The 20,674-nt window shown below is 72.8% G+C and carries 24 protein-coding genes; 11 read left to right on the top strand and 13 right to left on the bottom strand.

Annotated elements, in window-relative coordinates; genetic code table 11:
• Window positions 1–193: 193 nt before the first annotated feature.
• The 3 genes from ACFVZH_RS22985 (at window position 194) to ACFVZH_RS22975 (ending at window position 3,758) form a co-directional block, all read left to right on the top strand.
• Window positions 194–1,678, top strand: coding sequence for a long-chain fatty acid--CoA ligase (locus ACFVZH_RS22985; protein ID WP_384899802.1), 1,485 nt, complete (start codon window positions 194–196; stop codon window positions 1,676–1,678).
• Between the two features lie 61 nt (window positions 1,679–1,739).
• Window positions 1,740–3,215, top strand: a complete 1,476-nt coding sequence (locus ACFVZH_RS22980) for a carboxylesterase/lipase family protein (RefSeq protein ID WP_384899722.1) — start codon at window positions 1,740–1,742, stop codon at window positions 3,213–3,215.
• A gap of 102 nt (window positions 3,216–3,317) precedes the next feature.
• Complete coding sequence (locus ACFVZH_RS22975) at window positions 3,318–3,758, top strand: CoA-binding protein (protein ID WP_384899720.1); 441 nt, start codon at window positions 3,318–3,320, stop codon at window positions 3,756–3,758.
• Between the two features lie 54 nt (window positions 3,759–3,812).
• Here the strand turns inward: ACFVZH_RS22975 and ACFVZH_RS22970 are convergent, their stop codons facing one another.
• Both ACFVZH_RS22970 and ACFVZH_RS22965 read right to left on the bottom strand, forming a co-directional pair.
• On the bottom strand, window positions 3,813–4,376 hold the full coding sequence (locus ACFVZH_RS22970; protein ID WP_384899718.1) for a YbaK/EbsC family protein: 564 nt from the start codon (window positions 4,374–4,376) through the stop codon (window positions 3,813–3,815).
• Window positions 4,377–4,420: 44 nt separating this feature from the next.
• Window positions 4,421–4,993 (bottom strand): helix-turn-helix domain-containing protein, encoded by a 573-nt coding sequence (locus tag ACFVZH_RS22965; RefSeq protein WP_384899800.1) that lies wholly within the window; start codon window positions 4,991–4,993, stop codon window positions 4,421–4,423.
• 111 nt (window positions 4,994–5,104) lie between these two features.
• Here ACFVZH_RS22965 and ACFVZH_RS22960 point away from each other — a divergent pair, with 111 nt between their 5' ends.
• The gene (locus ACFVZH_RS22960; protein ID WP_384899716.1) at window positions 5,105–5,968 is read left to right on the top strand and encodes an EamA family transporter; all 864 of its coding nucleotides are present in this window, start codon (window positions 5,105–5,107) and stop codon (window positions 5,966–5,968) included.
• A gap of 106 nt (window positions 5,969–6,074) precedes the next feature.
• Here the strand turns inward: ACFVZH_RS22960 and ACFVZH_RS22955 are convergent, their stop codons facing one another.
• Window positions 6,075–6,821, bottom strand: a complete 747-nt coding sequence (locus ACFVZH_RS22955; RefSeq protein ID WP_384899714.1) for an acyltransferase — start codon at window positions 6,819–6,821, stop codon at window positions 6,075–6,077.
• A gap of 132 nt (window positions 6,822–6,953) precedes the next feature.
• Between ACFVZH_RS22955 and ACFVZH_RS22950 the strand changes: the two genes are divergently transcribed.
• On the top strand, window positions 6,954–7,481 hold the full coding sequence (locus ACFVZH_RS22950; RefSeq protein ID WP_384899712.1) for a gamma carbonic anhydrase family protein: 528 nt from the start codon (window positions 6,954–6,956) through the stop codon (window positions 7,479–7,481).
• 139 nt (window positions 7,482–7,620) lie between these two features.
• On the opposite strand, the gene ACFVZH_RS22945 is transcribed toward ACFVZH_RS22950, so the two are convergent.
• The 5 genes from ACFVZH_RS22945 to ACFVZH_RS22925 form a co-directional block, all read right to left on the bottom strand.
• Window positions 7,621–8,274 carry a DedA family protein gene (locus ACFVZH_RS22945; RefSeq protein ID WP_384899710.1) on the bottom strand — a complete coding sequence of 218 codons (654 nt, stop codon included), beginning with the start codon at window positions 8,272–8,274 and terminating at the stop codon, window positions 7,621–7,623.
• Between the two features lie 66 nt (window positions 8,275–8,340).
• Window positions 8,341–8,490 (bottom strand): hypothetical protein, encoded by a 150-nt coding sequence (locus ACFVZH_RS22940; protein ID WP_384899708.1) that lies wholly within the window; start codon window positions 8,488–8,490, stop codon window positions 8,341–8,343.
• An 83-nt stretch (window positions 8,491–8,573) separates the two neighbouring features.
• A complete protein-coding gene (locus ACFVZH_RS22935) occupies window positions 8,574–9,350 on the bottom strand; it encodes a hypothetical protein (protein ID WP_384899707.1) in 777 nt (258 codons plus the stop codon).
• Window positions 9,351–9,394: 44 nt separating this feature from the next.
• Window positions 9,395–9,700, bottom strand: a complete 306-nt coding sequence (locus tag ACFVZH_RS22930) for a hypothetical protein (RefSeq protein WP_384899705.1) — start codon at window positions 9,698–9,700, stop codon at window positions 9,395–9,397.
• A 197-nt stretch (window positions 9,701–9,897) separates the two neighbouring features.
• Entirely contained in the window at window positions 9,898–10,359 is a 462-nt protein-coding gene (locus ACFVZH_RS22925) for a DUF4442 domain-containing protein (RefSeq protein WP_384899703.1), read from the bottom strand.
• An 82-nt stretch (window positions 10,360–10,441) separates the two neighbouring features.
• On the opposite strand from ACFVZH_RS22925, the gene ACFVZH_RS22920 reads away from it, so the two are divergent.
• A complete protein-coding gene (locus tag ACFVZH_RS22920) occupies window positions 10,442–11,569 on the top strand; it encodes a hypothetical protein (RefSeq protein WP_384899701.1) in 1,128 nt (375 codons plus the stop codon).
• A gap of 137 nt (window positions 11,570–11,706) precedes the next feature.
• On the top strand, window positions 11,707–13,038 hold the full coding sequence (locus tag ACFVZH_RS22915; RefSeq protein ID WP_384899699.1) for an MFS transporter: 1,332 nt from the start codon (window positions 11,707–11,709) through the stop codon (window positions 13,036–13,038).
• A gap of 88 nt (window positions 13,039–13,126) precedes the next feature.
• Here the strand turns inward: ACFVZH_RS22915 and ACFVZH_RS22910 are convergent, their stop codons facing one another.
• Together ACFVZH_RS22910 and ACFVZH_RS22905 are read right to left on the bottom strand one after the other, a co-directional pair.
• Window positions 13,127–13,972: a spermidine synthase gene (locus ACFVZH_RS22910; RefSeq protein WP_384899697.1), complete on the bottom strand. Its 846-nt coding sequence runs from the start codon at window positions 13,970–13,972 to the stop codon at window positions 13,127–13,129.
• Between the two features lie 258 nt (window positions 13,973–14,230).
• Window positions 14,231–14,932 (bottom strand): DNA alkylation repair protein, encoded by a 702-nt coding sequence (locus tag ACFVZH_RS22905; RefSeq protein ID WP_384899695.1) that lies wholly within the window; start codon window positions 14,930–14,932, stop codon window positions 14,231–14,233.
• A 96-nt stretch (window positions 14,933–15,028) separates the two neighbouring features.
• Between ACFVZH_RS22905 and ACFVZH_RS22900 the strand changes: the two genes are divergently transcribed.
• Window positions 15,029–15,796, top strand: a complete 768-nt coding sequence (locus ACFVZH_RS22900) for a TVP38/TMEM64 family protein (protein WP_384899694.1) — start codon at window positions 15,029–15,031, stop codon at window positions 15,794–15,796.
• Window positions 15,797–15,855: 59 nt separating this feature from the next.
• Here ACFVZH_RS22900 and ACFVZH_RS22895 read toward each other — a convergent pair whose 3' ends face one another.
• Window positions 15,856–17,025, bottom strand: coding sequence for a thiolase family protein (locus ACFVZH_RS22895; RefSeq protein WP_384899692.1), 1,170 nt, complete (start codon window positions 17,023–17,025; stop codon window positions 15,856–15,858).
• 126 nt (window positions 17,026–17,151) lie between these two features.
• On the opposite strand from ACFVZH_RS22895, the gene ACFVZH_RS22890 reads away from it, so the two are divergent.
• Together ACFVZH_RS22890 and ACFVZH_RS22885 are read left to right on the top strand one after the other, a co-directional pair.
• Window positions 17,152–17,634 (top strand): winged helix-turn-helix transcriptional regulator, encoded by a 483-nt coding sequence (locus ACFVZH_RS22890; RefSeq protein ID WP_384899690.1) that lies wholly within the window; start codon window positions 17,152–17,154, stop codon window positions 17,632–17,634.
• Window positions 17,635–17,714: 80 nt separating this feature from the next.
• Complete coding sequence (locus tag ACFVZH_RS22885) at window positions 17,715–18,587, top strand: undecaprenyl-diphosphate phosphatase (protein WP_384899688.1); 873 nt, start codon at window positions 17,715–17,717, stop codon at window positions 18,585–18,587.
• A 5-nt stretch (window positions 18,588–18,592) separates the two neighbouring features.
• On the opposite strand, the gene ACFVZH_RS22880 is transcribed toward ACFVZH_RS22885, so the two are convergent.
• The gene (locus ACFVZH_RS22880) at window positions 18,593–19,186 is read right to left on the bottom strand and encodes a flavin reductase family protein (protein ID WP_384899686.1); all 594 of its coding nucleotides are present in this window, start codon (window positions 19,184–19,186) and stop codon (window positions 18,593–18,595) included.
• Window positions 19,187–19,267: 81 nt separating this feature from the next.
• On the opposite strand from ACFVZH_RS22880, the gene ACFVZH_RS22875 reads away from it, so the two are divergent.
• Complete coding sequence (locus ACFVZH_RS22875) at window positions 19,268–19,711, top strand: nuclear transport factor 2 family protein (RefSeq protein ID WP_384899684.1); 444 nt, start codon at window positions 19,268–19,270, stop codon at window positions 19,709–19,711.
• A gap of 51 nt (window positions 19,712–19,762) precedes the next feature.
• On the opposite strand, the gene ACFVZH_RS22870 is transcribed toward ACFVZH_RS22875, so the two are convergent.
• Entirely contained in the window at window positions 19,763–20,668 is a 906-nt protein-coding gene (locus tag ACFVZH_RS22870; protein ID WP_384899682.1) for a Gfo/Idh/MocA family protein, read from the bottom strand.
• Between the last annotated feature and the right edge of the window lie 6 nt (window positions 20,669–20,674).

Below are 20,674 nucleotides of genomic sequence, written 5' to 3'. Positions count from 1 at the left end.
ATGCCACGGTTCGGGCCGGACGGTGGGGCCGCTGCCCAGCTCCGTCCGTCACATGGTGGGCGTCTGCACATGGTGCGCGGGCGGGGTCGCGGCGGATTCTGTGCCGTGTCAGCCGATGGTCGACGGCGCCGTCGACTCCGCTTCCCCCAGCGGTGTCCGCGGCGCCGCCGGCTCCATGTCCCTGGAGCGTGTCATGTCACTGAGCGTCGCCGGTGTGCTGGGCGAGTCCGCCCGCCACTTCCCCGACCGGATCGCGGTCGTCGAGGGGGCGACCCGGCTCACCTACGGAGAGCTGTGGACGGAGGCGCTGCGCTGCGCCGCGGGGCTGCGGGAGGCCGGGGTGAAGCCGGGCGACCGGCTGGCGGTGCTGCTGCCGAACACCGTCGAGTTCCTGCGCGTGTACTACGGGGCGCTCGCGGCCGGTGCGACGGTCGTGCCGGTGCACGCGCTGCTCGTCGCCGACGAGGTCCGGTACGTCCTGGAACACAGCGGCGCCGTCGGGATCGTCAGCGGCGGGCCGCTGTGGGCGGTCGCCGACGAGGCCGCGCGGGCCGCCGGGGTCCGCGCCTTCCAGGGGGCTCCGTCGGCCGCGGGGCCACTGGCCGCGCCGGAACCGGCCGAGGCCGACGGCATCGCCGTGATCCTCTACACGAGCGGGACCACGGGCCGCCCCAAGGGCGCCCTCCTGACCCATCTCAACATCGTCATGAACGCCTCCGTGACCTCCCAGGACCTGTTGGGCCTGGGCGAGGGCGACGTGGTCCTCGGCTGTCTTCCGCTCTTCCACAGCTACGGCCAGACCTGCGCGATGAACGGAACCCTCCGCCAGGGCGCGACGCTCGTGCTGATGCCCCGGTTCAGCGGCCCCGCGGCCCTGCGGGTGCTCGCCGACGAGGGCGTCACGGTCTTCATGGGGGTGCCGACGATGTACCACGCGCTGGTGCAGGCCGCGGCGGGCTCGGAGCTGCGCCCGGCCGCCCTGCGCGCCGCCGTGTCGGGTGGCGCGGCGCTGCCGGTCGCCGTCCTGGAGCGCTTCGAGGAAGCCTTCCGCACCCAGGTCCTGGAGGGGTACGGCCTGACGGAGACGTCGCCGGTCGCCACCTTCAACCAGCCCCACCTGGGCCGTCGGCCGGGGACGGTCGGTCATCCGGTGTGGGGTGTCGAGGTGGGGATCGCGGACGCGGCGGTCGAGGGGGAGATCCGGCTGCTCGCGGACGGCGAGGTCGGCGAGGTCGTGGTGCGCGGGCACAACGTCTTCGCCGGATACCTCGACGACCCGGCGGCGACCGCGGCGGCGGTCGTGGACGGCTGGTTCCGCACGGGCGACCTGGGCGCCCGCGACGACGACGGCTTCCTGCGGATCGTGGACCGCAAGAAGGACCTGGTCATCCGCGGCGGGTTCAACATCTACCCGCGCGAGGTCGAGGAGGTGCTCGTCCGCCACCCGTCGGTCTCGGAGGTCGCGGTGATCGGCGTCCCCGACGAGGAGAAGGGCGAGGAGGTCTGCGCGGTGGTCGTACGCCGGGAGGGTGCCCCGCTCTCCGAGGACGAACTCGTCGACTGGTCCCGGGAGCGGCTCGGCCGCCACAAGTACCCCCGGATCGTCCGCTTCGTCGACGAGCTGCCGCTCGGCCCGACGGGCAAGGTCCTCAAGCGGGCACTGGTGGCGCGGGGGTAGGTCCGGTCCGTACGGTCTCGTCACCCGCGCGTCAGAGAAACGACAGGAAAGGCCCGAATCGATGTCGGAGTACGGTCCGGAGGTCCGCACCGGGAGCGGCGCACTGCGGGGCGCCTTGAAGGACGGGGTGGCCTCCTTTCTCGGAGTGCCTTACGCGCAGGCCCCGGTGGGCGCGCTGCGTTTCCGGGGGCCGGAGCCGGCCGTGCCCTGGGAGGGGGTGCGGGAGGCCACGGCTTTCGGCCCGACGGCGCCGAAGCGCCCGTACGCACCACCGCTCGACGCGCTCCTTCCCGACCCCGAGGTGGCGGGCGACGACTGTCTGAACCTCAACGTGTGGGCTCCCTGGGAGGGGTCGGCGCCGGCCGCGCCGCCGGAGGGCGGGCGGCCGGTGATGGTCTGGATCCACGGCGGTTCGCTGGTCCACGGCTCCTCGTCGGTTCCCGTCTACGACGGCACGGCCTTCGCCCGCGACGGCGTGGTGCTCGTCTCGGTCAACTACCGCCTCGGGATCGAGGGCTTCGGGGTCTTCCCCGACGCCCCGGCCAATCTGGGCCTGCGCGACCAGATCGCCGCGCTGACCTGGGTGCGGGAGAACGTCGCGGCCTTCGGCGGCGACCCTGAGCGGGTGACGGTGTTCGGCGAGTCGGCGGGCGCGATCTCGATCGCCGCGCTCCTCGCCTCCCCGCTCGCGGAGGGTCTGTTCCGACGAGCGGTCCTGCAGAGCGGGGCGCCGATGGCGCTGCCGCTCGCCGGGGCGCGCCGGACCACGGAGGCGGTGGCCGCGCGGCTCAAGGTGCCGGCGACGGCGGAGGCACTCGCGCGCGTGGACCGGGAGCGGCTCCTCGCGGCGCAGACGGAGGTGACGGGGAAGGGCTCGCCGCTGACCGGCGGGAACTCCTTCCAGATCGCGGTGGACGGCGAGGTCCTGCCGCGCGATCCGGCGGAGGCGCTGGCTGCCGGGGCGTCGGACGGGGTGGACGTCCTGATGGGCACGACCACCGAGGAGTACCGGCTCTGGTTCGTTCCCGGCGGGGTCGTCGACCGGGTGGGCTCCTTCACGCAGCGGCTCGTGCTGTGGAAGACGAAGGTGCCGTCGCGGACGGCACGGGTGTACCGGGCGGGCCGCGCTCGGGAGAAGCCGGGCGAGGTGCTCGGCGCGCTCGCGACGGACAAGCTGCTGCGGATCCCGCTCAACCGGCTCGCGGACGCCCGGCTGCGTTCCGGGGCTCCGGGCGGGACGTATCTCTACGAGTTCGGCTGGCGCTCTCCGGTCCTCGGGCTCGGCGCCTGCCACGCGCTGGAGCTCGGCTTCGTCTTCGACACGCTCGGCCTGTCGGAGACGCGTGCCCTGACGGGGCCGGACGCGCCGCAGGAGCTGGCGGACGCGATGCACGCCGCCTGGGTGTCGTTCGCCGTGACCGGCGACCCGGGCTGGCGGGCCTGGGATCCGGCCCGCCCGGTCATGGCCTTCGGCCCGGGCACCCCGTCCCTCGTCGAGGCCCCGCGCGAGGCCGAACGGCTTGCCTGGGACGCCTGAGAGGCTCGCGGGGGACGGCCTGAGAGGGCTGCCGGGAATCACCGCGCCGCGCGGCTCGTTCACCTCGTGGACGGGCCGCGCCGAGGAAAGGCAGCAGTAACGATGAGCGTCGACACCACGACCACCGAGCCGACCGGCTCCTCCGCGTCGGAGACGGTACGGCGGATCCTCACGTCCACGGGCGACACCTGGGCCGTGGTGGGGCTCTCGTCCAACCAGGGGCGGGCCGCGTACGGCGTGGCGGCGGTCCTCCAGCGCTACGGGAAGCGGATCGTCCCGGTCCACCCGAAGGCGGAGACGGTCCACGGCGAGCAGGGGTACGCCTCCCTCGCCGACATCCCGTTCCCGGTGGACGTCGTGGACGTGTTCGTCAACAGCGACCAGGCCGGCGGGATCGCCGACGAGGCGGTCGCGATCGGTGCCAAGGCCGTCTGGTTCCAGCTGGACGTCGTCGACGACGAGGCTTTCGCCCGGACCCGCGCGGCCGGCCTCGACATGGTCATGGACCGCTGCCCCGCCATCGAGATCCCCCGCCTCGGCTGACCGGGCCACCGCACGAGCGCCTCGGCGGGCCCGGGTCGGAGCCGGGGCCTGCGCTCAGCCGACCGGGACGCCGAGGCCCTCCAGGACGACCACGCCCGGCAGTTGGGCGAATGCCTTGCCGGGCAGGATGAGCTTGCCGCGGCGGCGGCCGCTGCCGATCAGGACCCACTCGGTGTCCAGGACGGCGGCGTCCACGAGCAGAGGCCAGGCGGCCGGGAGGCCGACGGGGGTGATGCCGCCGTACTCCATGCCGGTCTCGCCGGTCGCGGAGTCCATCGGCGCGAACGACGCCTTGCGGGCGCCGAGGTGCTTGCGGACGACTCCGTTGACGTCGACCCGGGTCGCCGACTTCACGACGCAGGCGGCCAGGGTCGTCGTCTCGCCCCGCTTGCCCGCGACGACCACGCAGTTGGCGGACGCGTCGAGCAGGTCGGGGCCGTGGTGCTCGACGAAGTCGGCGGTGTCGGCGATGGCCGGGTCGGTGTCCACGTACAGCAGCCGGTCGGCCGGGACGGGACCCGTCCAGGCGCGGACGGCCGCGGCGACGGGGTCGGTCAGCAGGTCGAGGCAGTCGGGGGCGGACCGGGCGTCGTCGAAGTCTCCGATGGGTGCGCGCATGACCTCCACGCTAACAACCCGGAGCCGGGGTGCGGGCGTTCGTCTCAGCGTGCGGGCGGGATGGAGACCGCCATCGTCATCTCGGTCGGCTCGTCGCCGTCGTTGCGGTAGACGTGCGCCACGTTCGCCTCGAAGACGGCGGAGGTGCCGGCCGGAAGCGTGTGCTCCTCGCCGTCCACGACGAGGGTGAGGACTCCGGCGGTGACGTGCAGGAGCTCGGTCGTGCCGTCCGGGTGCGGGTCGGAGGCGCTGCCGTCGCCCGGCATGAGGGTCCAGGACCAGAGTTCCAGGGGGCCGCGGGCCTCGGTGCCGACCAGGAGGGTGGTGTGGCTGCCGGTGGAGGTGGACCACATGCGGACGGCCTGGCCGGGCGGGACGAGCCGGACCTGGGGGCCCTGCTCGTAGTCGAGGAGGGTCGTGATGGAGACGCCGAGGGCGTCGGCCAGCTTCACGGTGGTGCCCACGCTGGGGTTCGTCCTGGCCTGCTCGATCTGGATGATCATTCCCCGGCTGACTCCCGCCCGCGCCGCGAGCGCGTCCAGGGTGAAGCCCCGCTCCTTGCGCCAGCGCTTCAGGTTCCGGGCGAGCGACTGCGTGAGCTGGTCGAGGTCCGACACGTTCCGTCCAATATTCTGGATGACAGAGTTCAATAAACTGAACTACGGTGGGGTGTACCCGATTGTTCACTGCACTGTACTGCGTCCCGCCGTACGCGACTGCGAGGCTCCATGACCGCCCTGTTCGCCCTGGCCACCAGCCTGCTCTGGGGCCTCGCCGACTTCGGCGGCGGGCTGCTCACCCGTCGGATCCCCGCCCTCACGGTCGTCGTGGTCTCCCAGGTCCTCGCGGTCCTCGTCCTCGGCGCGGTCGTCCTCGCCACCGGAGCCTGGAGCGAGGCCGGACCGCAGCTCTGGTACGCGGTCGGGGCCGGCGTCGTCGGCCCGGCGGCCATGCTCGCCTTCTACAAGGCGCTCGCCCTCGGCCCCATGGGCGTGGTCTCCCCGCTCGGCTCGCTCGGCGTGGTCGTCCCCGTCTCCGTGGGCCTCCTCGTCGGCGACCGGCCGGGGCTGCTCCAGTTCGCCGGCATCGGCGTGGCGATCCTCGGCGTGATGCTCGCGGGCGGCCCCGAACTGCGCGGCGCGCCCGTCCAGCGCCAGGCGGTCCTGCTGACCCTGGTCGCGGCCTTCGGCTTCGGCTCGGTGATGGCGCTCATCGCCGAGGCGTCCACCACGCTCACCGGCCTCTTCCTCGCCCTGTTCGTCCAGCGCGTCACCAACGTCCTGGTGGGCGGCGGCGCCCTGTACGCCTCCGTCAGGCGCGGCGGCCGCGCCCTCCCCGAAGGCGGCCCCGCGGTCGTCCGCGCCGCACTCCCGGCCCTCGCCTTCGTCGGCCTCGCCGACGTCGCCGCCAACGGCACCTACGCCATCGCCGCCCAGCAGGGCCCGGTCACCGTCGCCGCGGTCCTCGCCAGCCTCTACCCGGTCGTCACGGCCCTCGCGGCCCGCGGCGTCCTCAAGGAACGCCTCCGCGCCGTCCAGGCGGCGGGCGCGGGCCTCGCCCTGGTGGGCACGGTGCTCCTGGCCGCCGGCTGACGTGCCGTTCCGGGCCGGCGAGTCGGGCGAAGGCCCCCGACGGCCGGACACTCCGGCCCCCCGGGCGCCGGCATCCAGGGTGCTCGACTCCCGGTGACGTGCCGGGTCAGCCGGTCCGTTCGACCTCCCACGCCGCGAGGGCGGCGAGCTGCTCCGGGGTGACGTGCTCGGGGATCGGCACGGGGGCGGGCGTGCGGAGCGGGGGCTGCCAGCCCTTCTCCGGGTCCCAGCTGCGGACGACCCTGGCCGGGGCGCCCGCGACCACCGAGTGGTCGGGCACGTCCCCGCGTACCACCGCGCCCGCGGCGACGACGACGTTCCGGCCGAGCCGCGCGCCGGGGAGGATCACGGCGCCGGTGCCGAGCCAGCAGCCGGGGCCGATGGAGACGGGCGCGGAGCGGGGCCACTGGCGGCCGACCGGTTCGTCGGGGTCGTCGTAGCTGTGGTTGGTCGACGTGATGTAGACGTACGGACCGCAGTAGGTGTCCGATCCGATGGAGACCCGCGCGTCGGCGATGACGTGGCTGCCGCGGCCGAGGACGACCCCGTCGCCCAGCGTCAGGACGGTGTCCGCCCCGAGGTCGAGGTCCGGCAGCATGCCCGCCGTCAGCGTGACCTGCTCGGCGATGATGCAGCACTCGCCGATCTCGATCCACCGCTCGCCGAAGACCGTGCCCTGCGGGAAGGCGAGCCGGGTGCCCGCGCCGAGGCGGCGGAAACGCAGCCGCCCGGGGTGCTCGGCGGTGACGGAACCGGCCTGCTGCACCCAGCGCCAGCCGCCCTGCACGGCACGGGCGACGACCCGGCGCCGCCAGGCGGCGAGGGATGAGAACGTGTTTCTGTTCCTGGGCACCCGGCCACCGTAGTCGGCGCCTTCGTGCCTGATCACCGCGGTGCGCTGTGATGTCCGTCATGAGCACGCAATAGGCTGCGGCCGGGGGCGTCCCCCGGGCGCGACACGACGGCTGACGATCAGGAGCGAACCATGACAGAGGCGTTGATCAAGGGTGTGGGCGGCAAGGAGCCGCTGATCGACCCGACCGCCTTCACCGCCCCGACCTCCGTGGTGCTCGGCGAGGTCACACTCGGCGCCCGCGCGAGCATCTGGTACCACGCCGTACTGCGCGCGGACTGCGGCCCCATCACCATCGGTGAGGACTCCAACATCCAGGACAACTCGACCGTTCACGTCGACCCGGGCTTCCCCGTCTCCATCGGTGACCGGGTGACCGTCGGCCACAACGCGACCGTGCACGGCTGCGTCATCGAGGACGACGTCCTCGTCGGCATGGGCGCGACGGTCCTCAACGGGGCCCGGATCGGCGCCGGCTCGCTCGTCGCCGCCCAGGCGCTCGTCCCGCAGGGCATGGAGATCCCGCCGGGCTCCCTCGTCGCCGGCGTCCCGGCGAAGGTCCGCCGCCCGCTGACCGACGAGGAGAAGGAGGGCATCAAGCTGAACGCCGAGATGTACCTGCTGCTCGCCAAGGGCCACGCCGAGGCGTTCGACGCCTAGGCGGCGTCTTGCCCTACCCGGGCCCGGTATGCCGGAGGGGGGGCACCCGGCACGGGTGGCCCCCCGCCGCGCCGTCGTAAGGGGGGCAGTCCGGGGCCCCCGTCAGGGGGTGCCGCCCTCCGGCGCGTACGTACGGGGCTCAGTCCGCGACCGGGACCGGATCGGCCTCGGGGGCGGCGGCGCGCGCGGCGGCCGCCTTCTTCGCGCGGTTGCGGACGACCAGCATCGAGGCGATGCCGATGAGCACGGCGAGGACGAGGCCGAGCCAGGAGAAGCGCTTGAGCCACGCCTCGGCGACGACGCCGACCGAGTAGATGACGGCCGTGGTGCCGCCGGCCCACAGGATGCCGCCGAGGACGTTGGCGATGAGGAACTTCCAGTACGGCATGTGCAGGACGCCCGCGAGCGGACCGGCGAAGATGCGCAGCAGGGCGATGAAGCGGCCGAAGAAGACCGCCCACATGCCCCACTTCTGGAAGGAGTTCTCGGCGAGCCCGATGTTGGCTTCGCTGAAGTGCTTGGGGAATCTCCTGCCGAGCCGCGCGAGGAGCGGCCGTCCGCCCTTGCGGCCGATGGCGTAGCCGATCGAGTCGCCGATGATCGCGCCGGCGGTGGCGCAGGCGCCGAGGATGTACGGGTTGATCTCGCCGTGCTGCGAGGCGAGCAGCGCCGAGCTCACGAGCACGATCTCGCCGGGCAGCGGGATGCCCAGGCTCTCCAGGCCGATCACCAGGCCCACCAGCGCGTAGATCGCGACCGCCGGGATCGTCTCCAGCCACTCCTGCACGTGCAACGCGGTTCCTCCCGTGTCGGCCGCCCGGCGTGCACCGCGTCGGGCACGCCCGGGAAGCCTAACCGGTCAGGAGGGACCGACCTCGACGTCGGTGGTGAGTCCTGGGTCACCCGAGGACGCGCCGACGCGGAGGTTCCGCCGTCCGGTGCCGAGGATCCAGCCGTGCCGGGCGGTGTCCCAGGAGAAGAGGCTGCGGGCGGTGCCGGCGAGGGTCACCCGTCGCGTGACGCTCCGTCGGTTTCCCGACTGGCCGACCGCCGTCACCGCGACGATCCCGGGCAAGGGCGGCCGCCCCGGTGTCACAGATAGCGGATGGGCGGCGGCGTACCTCCGGTCTCCGGCTCCGCGGTCTCCCCCTGGGGCTCCTCGCTCGCGCGCGGCGGCAGGGGCAGGTCCTGGAACGGCAGCCATACCCGATGCTTCGCGTCCGTGTCGCAGCATTCGTCGTAGTGGATGCCGACCTTGAAGTCGCTCGCCTTCACTGACTCGGGGAAGGTGGCGTCGATGCGGCAGCTCATGATCAGCGAGCCCCGCTGGGGGAAGTTGGTCCCGTCCCCGTCGTTCCGCAGCTGCTCGCAGCCGGCGTAGAACGGGCCGGAGGACAGCTCGCACAGGCCGACGCTTTCGTGGGGCAGGCAGTCGGGGGACTTGGAAGGCTTCACGAAGAAGCCGAAGCCGTAGTTGTGCCCCACCCACAGGCTGTTCGGCGAGGGGATGGCCGGCCGCCGGTCGTCGGTGGCGGTCATCTGCACCGTCAGCGTGACGTGCACTTCGCCGGGCTTGTCGTACTGCCCTCCGTCGCCTTCGACGTCGGTGGAGAAGCCCCGCCAGGCGTACCCGTAACGCCAGTCGTCGATGGTGACCGAGGTGAGCTCGGGCGTGACCGGCTTCGGGGACGGTGTCGCCTCGGGCGCGGGTGCGGCGGTGGTCGGCGTTCCGCTGGAGGCGGGTGCGGGAACCGCCTGCGTGAGCGTCACCGAGGGCTTCGCGTCGGCCCTCTCCCCGGACGGGACCGCGCACGCGGTGGCGGTGACGGTGACGAGCAGGGCGACGGCCGCGAGGAAGCGGTGACGCACGATGACCCCCCTGGGTGCGGACTTCACGGTGGCTGTCGGCTCTCTCAAGGAGTCCGAAGCCGGTTCTCGGGGTGCACGAAGGGGAGCCCACCGGAGGTGTAGACGGTCTCCGTGAAGGTCTGGAAGCCCAGGGTGTCGAACGCCTTCATGGCGCGCGGGGAGTCGACGTTCCCGAGGTCGTCGTTGCCGATGACGGTCCGGAGCAGGTCCTTCGGGGCCCAGAGGACGGATCCGACGAGTACGCCGTGCCGCCGAGGGCGGACGCTCGGGCGAGCGTCGGCGGCGGCCAGGAGGACGGTCTCCTTGGTGAGGGTGATCTGCTCGCCGTTGACGGTCAGGGTGTGGGTCACGTGGTTCCTTCCTACGCAACGATGCCCGGCCGCCGACAGGGCGGCCGGGGCGATCGTAGGACAAGGTGCTCCTCGTGGGACGCCTTCCCCTTCACTCCGCCGCGCGCGGGGCCGCGGCGGGTCACCGAAGAGGGAGGCAGCGGCGGGTCACCGGGAGGGGATGGGGACCGGTGCGGGTCCCGCGCCCGTCGTGCGGGCTACTTCCCCGGGTCGTTGGGGCGGAGCGTCCACAGGACGGTCATCTCGCCGGTGACGGCGCCGTCCTCGCGGGTGATGTCGATGCGGACGGGGAACTCGGGGCGCAGGCCGGCGTCGAGGTCGGCGACGACGTCGGCGGCGGGGCGGCCGAGGGTGGCGGTGGCGGTGACGGGGCCCATGGCAAGCTTCTTGTAGCCGATCTCGGCCTTGACGGCGAGGGGCACGGCGCGGCCGAGCTGGTCCCCGAAGGCGGCGAGGACGATGGCGCCGCTGGCGGACTCGGCGAGGGTGAACATCGCGCCGGCGTGGGGGCCGCCGAGGTGGTTGTGGTAGGCGGGCTGGTCCGGCAGGCGCACGACGGCGCGCTCGGCGGTGGTCTCCAGGAACTCGAGGTTGAGGGTTCCGGCCATGGGGACCGTGGCGGCGAGCATCTCGCCGACGGTCATCTGGTCTGCGCTCATGGCCGTGATGTTACCCACCAGTAGCAGCCTTGGCCATCCCTCTCGTGGTCCGGCCGCCCCCACACCTCTATGGTTACTGGCCATGTGGCCAGGACAGCAGCCGCCCGGGGGCGAGCAGAACCCGCAGGACCAGAATCAGAACCCCTACCAGCAGTCGGGGTACCAGCAGCCGAACCCGTACCAGCAGCCACCGACGCAGCCCGGCTACCCGCAGCAGCCGCCGCCGCAGCCGGGGTATCCGCAGCAGCCGCCGCCGGCGGGGCCCGGTTACCCGCAGCAGGGTTACGGACAGCAGCCCGGTTACGGGCAGCCGAACCCGTACCAGCAGCCGACGGTTCCGCAGCAGTACGCGGTACCGGGCCCGGGGCAGCCCGGCGGCCCCGGCGACGGGAAGAAGAAGCAGACGACCCTGGTGGCGATCGTCGCCGCGACGGCCGTGGTCGTCGCCGCCGGCGTCACCGGCTATCTGGTGCTCGGCAAGGACGACGACACGACGCCGAAGGCCGACGACCAGAAGCCGTCCGTGCCGGCCACCGCTCCGGCGACCCCTTCCGGGGACGCGACGCCCAGCACGTCGCCGTCGCTCGACAACCCCCGGGACGGCGCCGCCCAGCAGCCGACGATCCCGGGCTGGAAGGTCGTCTACAACCCCAAGTACGGCACCCTCTTCGACGTACCGCCCGAGTGGGAGGTGCTGAAGCCGGGGACGATCACGTACTTCGACGACGAGAAGAAGAACGACGGCACGCCGCTCGTCACCATGTCCAGCCCCACCCGCCTCAAGAGCAAGTGGTGCACCTACGACACCGACAAGAACGGCACCGAGGAGACCTGGGGCCTGAGCACCGCCGGCACCAAGGGCGGCCAGGGTGCCAAGAACACGTCGGACGCCGCGTACAGCGAGGCCGGCACGTGGGTGTGGGGCGGCTACGCGCAGCACATGCCGCAGAGCACCATCAAGATCACCAAGGCGGTGCCGTACACCACCAAGTCGGGGCTCACCGGCAGCATGTCGACGGCCACGGCGCCGAACGTCAAGAAGCGCAACAAGTGCGAGACGGACGGCAAGGCGATCGCCTTCACCTTCAAGAACGCCGCCGGCGACTTCAGCACCTGGGTGCTCTACGGGGCGGACGGCGTCAAGGACGAGCTGCCCGACGCGACCATCCGTCAGATCCTCTCCACGGTCCGGCTCGCCTCCGGTTCCTGACGGGACCCACCGATATCCGGCCGACTCGGCTCACATCAGGCCGACTCGACCCACATCAGGCGGACTCGGCTGATATCCGGCCGGCCCGTCCGGATATCGGTTTGGCAGGAGGGGGAGGCGACAGGGATAGTCCCGGGGTGAACAATCCCGCCGACTCCCCCGCCTCCCCCGGCCGCGCCCCGCTCCCCTCCCGGCGTCCCGAGTGGGCGGGCCGCAACTACGTGCTGCTGACCGCCGCCACGATCGTGACCAACCTCGGCGCGCACGGCGCGCTGATCGCCACGACGTGGGCGGTCTTCGAATCCGGCGGCAGCGCGGGTGACGTGGGGCTCGTCGCGATGGCGCGCTTCCTCCCGCTCGTCCTCTTCCTGCTCATCGGCGGCGCCGTCGCGGACCGCATACCCCGGCACCGGGTGATGGTCGCCGCCAACGCCCTCAACTGCGTCTCGCAGGCCCTCTTCGCGGTGCTCGTCATCTCCGGCGAGGCCCGGATCTGGCAGATGATGGTGCTCACCGCGCTCTGCGGCACCGGACAGGCGTTCTTCAACCCGGCGGCCGAGGGCATGCTCATGGCCAGCGTCAGCGGCGAGCAGGCCAGCCGGGCCTTCGCCGTGTACCGGATGGCCATGCACGGCGCCGGAATCGGCGGAGCCGCGCTCGGCGGCGCGCTGGTCGCCTTCGTCGGCCCCGGCTGGGTCCTCGCGGTCGACGCGCTGGCGTTCGCCGTGGCGGGCGGCCTCCGCGCCTTCCTCGACGTGGACGGCGTTCCGGACCGCGCCCCCGGCGGCGGCCTCTTCGCCGATCTGCGCGAGGGCTGGCAGGAGTTCGTCAGCCGGCCCTGGCTGTGGTCGATCGTCGCCCAGTTCTCCGTGGTGGTGGCGCTGATCGGCGCGGTCGAGGCGGTGTTCGGACCGCTGGTCGCCCGGGACCAGCTGGGCGGAGCGCGCCCCTGGGGCATCGCGCTGGCCGCGTACGGCGTCGGGACCGTCGCGGGCGCCGTCCTGATGACCCGCTGGAAGCCGCGCCGGCTGCTGTTCGTCGGGACCCTGTGCGTGTTCCCCATCGCGCTGCCCTCGGCGGCGCTCGCGGTACCGCTGGACGCGGCGGGCCTGACGGGCATGATGTTCGTCAGCGGCGTGGCCATCGAGGTCTTCGGCGTCTCGTGGATGACGGCCATGCACCAGGAGATCCCGGAGGACAAACTCTCCCGGGTCTCCGCCTACGACTGGTTCGGCTCGACGGCGCTGCTCCCCCTCTCGACGGCCCTCGCGGGCCCGGCGGAGAGCGCGTTCGGCCGCAGCGAGGCGCTCTGGGGCGCCGCCGCCCTGATGGTCGTCGTCACCGCGCTCGTCCTCCTCGTGCCGGACGTGCGGAACCTGACCCGGCGTCCCTCCGCGAAGGAGGCCGCGGGCGCTCCGCCCGGTCCCTCGACCGAACCGGAGCCCACGCGCACCCCGCAGGGAGCCTGAGCGGGAGGCGGCGGGGCACCGGGCCCGAAGGGCGCGGCGCCCCGCCGTGAAAGGCCGGGCCGGCGTAGGGCCGGCGCCGCGCGGACGCTCAGCCGATACCGAAGGCGCCGTCCGGAGGAACGGGTGACGGTACGGCTCCGGCGTCCTGGACCGGTGCGGCGCCCGCGGTGAACCGGTCCAGGCTCCCGCCGTGCTCCACGCGCGCGGGGAAGGCGTCCGCGGCCGCGCGCCGCGCGAGACGGGCGATGTCGATCTCGCGGGCGGAGGCGACAAGGACGGCGTTCCCGAAGCGGCGGCCGCGCAGGACGGCCGGCTCGGCGACGAGGGCCAGCTCGGGGAAGACCCCGGCGAAGGTGGCGAGCTGGGAGCGGAGGAAGTCGAAGGGTGCCCCGTCGGCCAGGTTGGCGGCGTAGAGGCCGCCGGGCCGCAGGACCCGCCGTACCTCGCGCGCGTACTCGACGGAGGTGAGGTGCGCGGGCACCCGCGAGCCGCCGAAGACGTCGCCCACGATCAGGTCGGCGGAGGCGGCGGGCGCGGCCTCCAACCAGGCCCGGGCGTCCGCGCCGTGCACGGTGACCCCCGAGTCGTCGGGCAGCGGCAGGTGCTCGGCGACGAGGTCGAGCAGTCCGCGGTCCGCCTCGACGACGTCCTGGCGCGAGCCGGGGCGGGTGACGGCGACGTACCGGGGCAGGGAGAGTCCTCCGCCGCCCAGGTGCAGGACGTCCAGGGGCTCGCCCTCGTCGGCCGCGCCGTCGACGACATGGGCGAGTCGCCGTGCGTACTCGAATTCCAGGTACGCCGGATCGTCCAGGTCCACGTACGACTGGGGCGCGCCGTCGACCGTCAGGAGCCAGGCCCGCTCCCGGTCCACGTCGGGCATGAGGCGCGCGGTGCCCTGGTCGACCTCGCGGATGACGGGGATGTGCTCGTTCACGCCTTCATTGTGCCGGTGCCGGGGGTACGGGCCGTCAGCCGGTCCGTACCGGCCGCGGGCTCGGCTTCTCCGCCGCCCGAAAGCCGTTCCGCGTACGCGTCCTCACCCGTTCCAGACGGCGGCGACCTCCTCGGCATGGGCGGCGGCCTGCGCCCGTACGCCTCCGGGGTGCGGGAGGTGAGGACGGCGAGCCGTCCGCTTCTCCGCCTGTGTCATGTACCCACTCTGGAGTAGGAGTGGGGGCGGAGGGCGGTGGGGTCAGAGGTTCTTGAGGGCTTCGCGGACGGAGAGCGGGGAGAGCCGGGAGGTGTGCGCGGCGACGAAGGCGCGGACCTCTCCGGGAGCGGTCTTGCCGTACTCGCGCAGGCTCCAGCCGATCGCCTTGCGGAGGAAGAAGTCGGTGTCGGCGGAGCGCCGCAGGCAGTACGCGAAGAGCCGGTCGGCGTCGGTGGCCTCCTTGAAGCGGAGCTGGTGCAGGAGCGCGGTGCGGGCGACCCACAGGTCGTCGTCCTCGATCCACTCGTCCATACGGGCCGCGAGCGGCGGGTCGGCGGCGACGAGAGCGCCGACGACGTGGGCGGCGAGGTGGTCGACCGTGTCCCACCAGGAGACGGTGGTGACGAGCCGGCGGGCGACGGGGAGGAAGTCCGAGGAGCAGCGCTTCGCGTGGCGGCGGAGGTAGTCGACGGCGAAGTAGTGGTACTCGCGCTCGGGGAGCGCGAAGCAGCGCAGGGCGATGGCCGCGCAGTCGCGTTCGTCGGGGCGCAGGGTGCCGTCGAGGACGGTGCGGGACAGGGCGCGGCGCTCGGGGGTGCGTACCCCCAGGAAGGGAGCCACGCCCTTCATGTACGCGACCATCTCCTGCGCCCGGAAGGGGTTCCCCGCGGCGGGGTAGACCGTGGTGAGCCGTTCCAGGACGGTGTCGGCGAGGGCGCTCGCGGGGGGCGCGGTGTCGGTCATGGAGCCCTCTCGGTCATGGCGCGCTCCGGGGCCGGGCCCGGACGGACATGACGCACATTACGGCGATCATACTGACGCGTCCGTTACTCTCCCCGAATGCTCGCCCCCGTCCCCCGGCCGCCGGGCTCTCTCGCCGTCCGCTGCTCCCGGGCCCTCCTGTCGCCCCGCTCGCGGCTCTCCCTGCTCGCGCTGCTGCTGCTCACGGCGGCGGCGCTGGTGGTGCTGTACGAGCCACAGCGACTGCTCTCCTCGGGCTGGCCGCAGCAGACGAGCGGCGCCGGCGCGGTGCTGCTGTTCGGTCTCGCGTACGGGGTGTGCACGGCGGCCTTCGTGCCGCGGCCGGTGCTCAACCTGGCGGCGGGCGCGCTCTTCGGCTCCGCGGCCGGCCTGACGGCGGCGGTCGCGGGGACGGTGCTCGGCGCGGGGATCTCCTTCACCCTGGGGCGGTACCTGGGGCAGGACGCGCTGCGGCCACTGCTGCGCGGCCGCTGGCTGACGGCGGCGGACGGCCAGCTGAGCCGGCACGGGTTCCGTTCGATGCTGGCGATCCGGCTCTTCCCCGGCGTGCCGTTCGCGGCCGCCAACTACTGTGCGGCGGTCTCCCGCATGAGGTACGTGCCGTTCCTCCTCGCGACCGCACTGGGTTCGGTGCCGAACACGGCGGCGTACGTGGTGGCGGGCGCCCAGGCCGGTTCGCCGGGCTCGCCCGCCTTCCTCTTCTCGGCGGGGTTCATCGTCCTGTCGGGTCTCGGCGGGGCGGTGGTGGCCTGGCGCAAGCGGCACGGCCTGCGCGCTCCGGCACCTGCCCCGGCTCCCGGCCCGGCTCCCGCTCCCGATCGCGAGCCGGTCGGCACCGCGGGCTGAGGGCCGCGGCCCGAGGGCCTGAGCGGCCCCGGTCGACCGGCCCGGCCCGCCGACAGGCCCTAGAGCGCCTCGACGATCATCGCGTTGGCTAGGCCGCCGGCCTCGCACATGGCCTGGAGGCCGTAGCGGGCGCCGCGGGCCCTGAGGGCATGGACGAGGGTCGTGGTGAGGCGGGTGCCGCTGGCTCCGAGGGGGTGGCCGAGGGCGATGGCGCCGCCGTGGACGTTGATCTTGGCCGGGTCGGCGCCGGTCTCCTGCTGCCAGGCGAGCACCACACTGGCGAATGCCTCGTTGATCTCGAAGAGGTCGATGTCGGCGAGGCCGAGGCCCGCGCGGCGCAGCACCTTCTCGGTGGCGGGGATGACGCCGGTGAGCATCAGCAGCGGGTCGGAGCCGGTGACGGCGAAGCTGTGCAGCCGGGCGAGGGGCCGCAGGCCGAGGGAGCGGGCGGTCTCGGCGGCCATGACGAGCACGGCGGAGGCGCCGTCGTTGACGGGGCTGCTGTTGCCGGCGGTGACGGACCAGTCGATCTGCGGGAAGCGCGTGGTGAAGGCGGGGTCCTCGAAGGCGGGCCGGAGGCCGGCGAGGATCTCCGGGGTGGTCGTGGGGCGGATCGACTCGTCGCGGCGGACGCCTTCGTAGGGGACGACCTCGTCGTCGAAGAGCCCGGCCGCCCAGGCGCGGGCCGCCTTGGTGTGCGACGCGGTGGCGAACGCGTCCATGGCCTCGCGGCCGATGGACCACTTGGCGGCGATCAGTTCGGCGCTGACACCCTGCGGGACGAGCCCCTCGGGGTAGCGCTCGGCGACGCCGGGCCCGAAGGGGTCGGCGCCCGGCGGCACGTTGGACCACATGGGGACCCGGCTCATGGACTCGACCCCGCAGGCGATGGCGATGTCGTACGTCCCGGAGAGCACGCCCTGGGCGGCGAAGTGGACGGCCTGCTGGGAGGAGCCGCACTGCCGGTCGACGGTGGTGGCGGGCACGGAGTCCGGGAATCCGGCGCCGAGCCAGGCGTAGCGGGTGGTGTTCATGGCCTGCTCGCCGACCTGGTCGACGGTGCCGCCGATCACGTCGTCGACGAGGGCGGGGTCGATGCCGCTGCGTTCGACGAGGGCGCGCAGGGTGTGGGAGAGGAGGGCGACGGGGTGGACGTGGGACAGGGCTCCGCCTGCCTTGCCCTTCCCTATCGGGGTCCGGACGGCTTCGACGATGACGGCGTCGCGCATGACAGGCTCCTGAGTTGGAGAAGTGGACCGACACTCGGGAGTAACATAGCCCAGTGAGTTGGATTTTCAAACCTAGTCCATTAGCTTTCCAAACCCTCATGCTCGCCGCTGCCCTAGGCTGAGCCCATGAAGGCCGCTCCCCGCCCCTGCTCGATCGCCGACACCCTCGCGCTCGTCGGCGAGAAGTACGCGCTCCTCGTGCTCCGCGAGATCTCCCTCGGCGTGCACCGCTTCGACCGGATCGCCCGCAACACGGGCGCGCCCCGCGACATCCTCACCGCCCGCCTGAAGCGGCTCGTCGAGGCCGGAATCGTGGAGAAGGTGCCGTACAGCGAGCGCCCGCCGCGGTTCGAGTACCGCGCGACGGCGGCCGGCGAGGAGCTCCAGCCGGTCCTGGTGACGCTGATGGCCTGGGGCGACCGCCACCTCAACGCGGACGACCGACCGGTCGTCCTGGAACACGACTGCGGCGAGGTCCTCGACCCTCGCGTGGTGTGCGCGCACTGCGGCGGCGAGGCCGACCGCGCGAGCCTCAGCCACCACGTCAGGTCACCCGGCTGGACCAGTACGGGCCCGGTGGAACCCGGTACGGGCGCACTCGAGGGCTGAACACTGGCCCGTCATCTTGGGACGGTACGCTGCGCACGACCTTCTGACCGCACACGTACAAACGGGACGGCCCTAGCCCCATGAGTTGGTTCGAATCGTTCATCCTCGGACTCGTCCAGGGGCTGACGGAGTTCCTTCCCATCTCCTCCAGCGCGCATCTCCGTCTCACCGCGGCCTTCGCCGGCTGGCACGACCCGGGCGCGGCCTTCACCGCGATCACCCAGATCGGCACGGAGACCGCTGTCCTCATCTACTTCCGCAAGGACATCGCCCGGATCGTCTCGGCCTGGTTCCGCTCGCTCACCGACAAGGCGATGCGCTCCGACCACGATGCCCAGATGGGCTGGCTGGTGATCGTCGGCTCGATCCCGATCGGCGTCCTCGGCGTCACCTTCAAGGACCAGATCGAGGGCCCCTTCCGCGACCTGCGGCTGATCGCGACCACCCTGATCGTCATGGGCATCGTCCTCGGCGTCGCGGACCGGCTGGCCGCCCGCGACGAGATCGGCGGCCGCCACCGGGTGGTCCGCGAGCGCAAGACGCTCAAGGACCTCAGCGTCAAGGACGGCCTGATCTACGGCTTCTGCCAGGCCATGGCCCTCATCCCCGGCGTCTCCCGCTCGGGCGCGACGATCTCCGGCGGCCTGCTCATGGGCTACACCCGCGAGGCGGCCGCCCGGTACTCGTTCCTCCTCGCGATCCCGGCGGTCCTCGCCTCCGGCGTCTTCGAGCTGAAGGACGCCGGCGAGGGGCACGTCTCCTGGGGCCCGACCATCTTCGCCACGATCATCGCCTTCGCCGTCGGCTACGCCGTGATCGCCTGGTTCATGAAGTTCATCACCACCAAGAGCTTCATGCCCTTCGTGATCTACCGCATCCTCCTCGGCATCCTGCTCTTCATCCTCGTCGGCACCGACGTCCTCAGCCCCCACGCGGGCGAGTCCGCGGGCTGATCGGGTCAGGCGCGGTAGGGCACCCGGGCGATCTCCTCGATGCCGCCCAGGGTGCCCCATTCGTTCTTGCCGAGGCGGGAGAGCGGGCGCAGGAGGGACATCTCGGGGTGGCCGTCGACGAGGACGGCCTCGTCCACGGCGGCGTGCACGACACGGCCGAAGACCACCGTGGAGTCGCCGATGCGCAGGGTGCTGTGCAGCTCGCACTCGAGCGCCACGGGTGACTGGGCCACCCTCGGGGGCTTCACGTGGAGGCTCGGCTCGCGTTCCACTCCGCAGGCGTCGAACTCGCTGACGCCGCGCGGGAAGTCGGTCGCCGTCGCGTTGATCTGCTCGAAGAGATCCTGTGGGGCGAGGTTGACCACGAACTCCCCCGTCTCCTCGACGTTGCGCAGCGAGTCCTTGCGTCCGACGGATGTGAACTGCACGACCGGCGGCGTGACGGAGGCGATGGTGAAGAAGGAGTGCGGGGCGAGGTTGTCCGTCCCGTCGGCGGACGTCGTGGAGACCCAGGCGATGGGGCGGGGCACGACGGTGGCGGTGAGCAGCCGGTAGAAGGCGGGGGCGCCGCTCAGGCGGGGATCGATGTTCACGCGCATGTCGGACAGTATGACCGCGCCCCGGAACTCCCCCCGCGCACGCCCCTTGGCCCCGGGCTCCCGCTGCCGGAGACTGAGCCGATGACGCAGCGCGTGGACCTCGCGAACGTGATGGACCGACTCGCCGTCGACGACCTGGTCTCCGGGTACGCGGCGGCCGTGGACGACGCCGACTGGACCGCCTACCGGGCGCTCTTCGCCCCGGACGGCCGGGCCGACTACCGGGGTTCGGGCGGGATCGAGGGCCCGGTCGCCGAGGTGGCCGACTGGCTCGCCGAGACGATGACGCTCTTCCCCGTACGCCAGCACCTCATCGTGAACCGGCTGGTCCGGTTCCGTGAGTCGGACGGTTACCCGCAGCCGGGCGACGAGGCGGAGATCCGCGCCGACTACGTCAACCCGATGCGATTCGCCTCCGGGGAGGACTTCGTCTGCGGTGGCCGCTACGCCTTCACCGCGCGGCGCACCGCCGAGGGCTGGCGCCTCCGGTCGGTCGTCGTCGACGAACGGTGGCGCCGCCACTGACCGACGGCCCGGCCCCGGTGCGGGCCCGGGGCCGGCCGGCGGAGACCTCCGTCAGGACGCCTGCGTCAGCGCCTCGCGGACGACCCGCTCGCACAGTTCGTGGGTGAGCAGGGCGTCGCGGGCGCTGAGCACCCGGCCCTCGCGCACGGCGTCGAGGAAGGCGAGTACGGCCTGCTCGATGCCCCGCTGACGGGACACCGGCACCCAGTCGCCGCGCCGGCGCACGGTCGGCTGGCCCTTGTGGTCGATCACGTCGGCGAGATTGAGGACCTGGCGCTTGGTGTCCTGGCCCGAGACCTCCAGGACCTCCTCGGTGGAGCCGTTCATCCGGTTCATCATGCCGATGGCGGTGAAGCCGTCACCGGAGAGCTGGAGCACGACGTGGTGCATGAGCCCGTCGCGGACGCGGGCGCGCACGTCGACGTGCTCGATCTCGCCCGGGATGAGGAAGCGCAGGGTGTCGACGACGTGGATGAAGTCGTCGAGGACCAGGGTGCGGGTGTCCTCGGGCAGGCCGATCCGATTCTTCTGCAGCAGGATCAGGTCCCGCGGGTGGTCGAGGCACTGGGCGTAGCTGGGGGCGAGGCGCCGGTTGAAGCCGACGGCGAGGGCGACCGAGCGCTTCTCCGCGAGCTCGACGATCCGCTCGGAGTCGGCGTACTCGTACGCGAGGGGCTTGTCGACGTACGTGGGGACCCCGGCGTCGAGGAGCCGGGTGGCGATCTCGGCGTGCGCGGCGGTGGACGCGTGGACGAACGCGGCGTCGAGTCCGGCGGAGAGCAGCGAGTCGAGGTCGCCGTGACGCTGCCCGGCGGGCAGGTGCAGGGTGTCCGCCACCCGGTCCAGGGTCGCGCGCGTCCGGGTCTGCAGGTGGACTTCGACGCCCGGCAGGGTGGCGAGGACGGGAAGGTACGCCTTCTGCGCGATGTCGCCGAGTCCGATGCAGCCAACCTTCACGGGTTC

Source organism: Streptomyces sp. NPDC059534, assembly GCF_042743475.1.
GTDB lineage: Bacteria > Actinomycetota > Actinomycetes > Streptomycetales > Streptomycetaceae > Streptomyces.
This window is presented reverse-complemented; position numbering and strand designations above follow the sequence as displayed.

Excerpts from the sequence above, each read along its gene's own strand:
- ACFVZH_RS22975 (WP_384899720.1), top strand. The coding sequence starts at position 3,318 with ATGAGCGTCGACACCACGACCACCGAGCCGACCGGCTCCTCCGCGTCG.
- ACFVZH_RS22880 (WP_384899686.1), bottom strand. The coding sequence starts at position 19,186 with ATGCGCGTGAACATCGATCCCCGCCTGAGCGGCGCCCCCGCCTTCTAC.
- ACFVZH_RS22950 (WP_384899712.1), top strand. The coding sequence starts at position 6,954 with ATGACAGAGGCGTTGATCAAGGGTGTGGGCGGCAAGGAGCCGCTGATC.
- ACFVZH_RS22885 (WP_384899688.1), top strand. The coding sequence starts at position 17,715 with ATGAGTTGGTTCGAATCGTTCATCCTCGGACTCGTCCAGGGGCTGACG.
- ACFVZH_RS22900 (WP_384899694.1), top strand. The coding sequence starts at position 15,029 with ATGCTCGCCCCCGTCCCCCGGCCGCCGGGCTCTCTCGCCGTCCGCTGC.
- ACFVZH_RS22875 (WP_384899684.1), top strand. The coding sequence starts at position 19,268 with ATGACGCAGCGCGTGGACCTCGCGAACGTGATGGACCGACTCGCCGTC.
- ACFVZH_RS22890 (WP_384899690.1), top strand. The coding sequence starts at position 17,152 with ATGAAGGCCGCTCCCCGCCCCTGCTCGATCGCCGACACCCTCGCGCTC.
- ACFVZH_RS22905 (WP_384899695.1), bottom strand. The coding sequence starts at position 14,932 with ATGACCGACACCGCGCCCCCCGCGAGCGCCCTCGCCGACACCGTCCTG.
- ACFVZH_RS22985 (WP_384899802.1), top strand. The coding sequence starts at position 194 with ATGTCACTGAGCGTCGCCGGTGTGCTGGGCGAGTCCGCCCGCCACTTC.
- ACFVZH_RS22920 (WP_384899701.1), top strand. The coding sequence starts at position 10,442 with ATGTGGCCAGGACAGCAGCCGCCCGGGGGCGAGCAGAACCCGCAGGAC.
- ACFVZH_RS22925 (WP_384899703.1), bottom strand. The coding sequence starts at position 10,359 with ATGAGCGCAGACCAGATGACCGTCGGCGAGATGCTCGCCGCCACGGTC.
- ACFVZH_RS22970 (WP_384899718.1), bottom strand. The coding sequence starts at position 4,376 with ATGCGCGCACCCATCGGAGACTTCGACGACGCCCGGTCCGCCCCCGAC.
- ACFVZH_RS22895 (WP_384899692.1), bottom strand. The coding sequence starts at position 17,025 with ATGCGCGACGCCGTCATCGTCGAAGCCGTCCGGACCCCGATAGGGAAG.
- ACFVZH_RS22980 (WP_384899722.1), top strand. The coding sequence starts at position 1,740 with ATGTCGGAGTACGGTCCGGAGGTCCGCACCGGGAGCGGCGCACTGCGG.
- ACFVZH_RS22960 (WP_384899716.1), top strand. The coding sequence starts at position 5,105 with ATGACCGCCCTGTTCGCCCTGGCCACCAGCCTGCTCTGGGGCCTCGCC.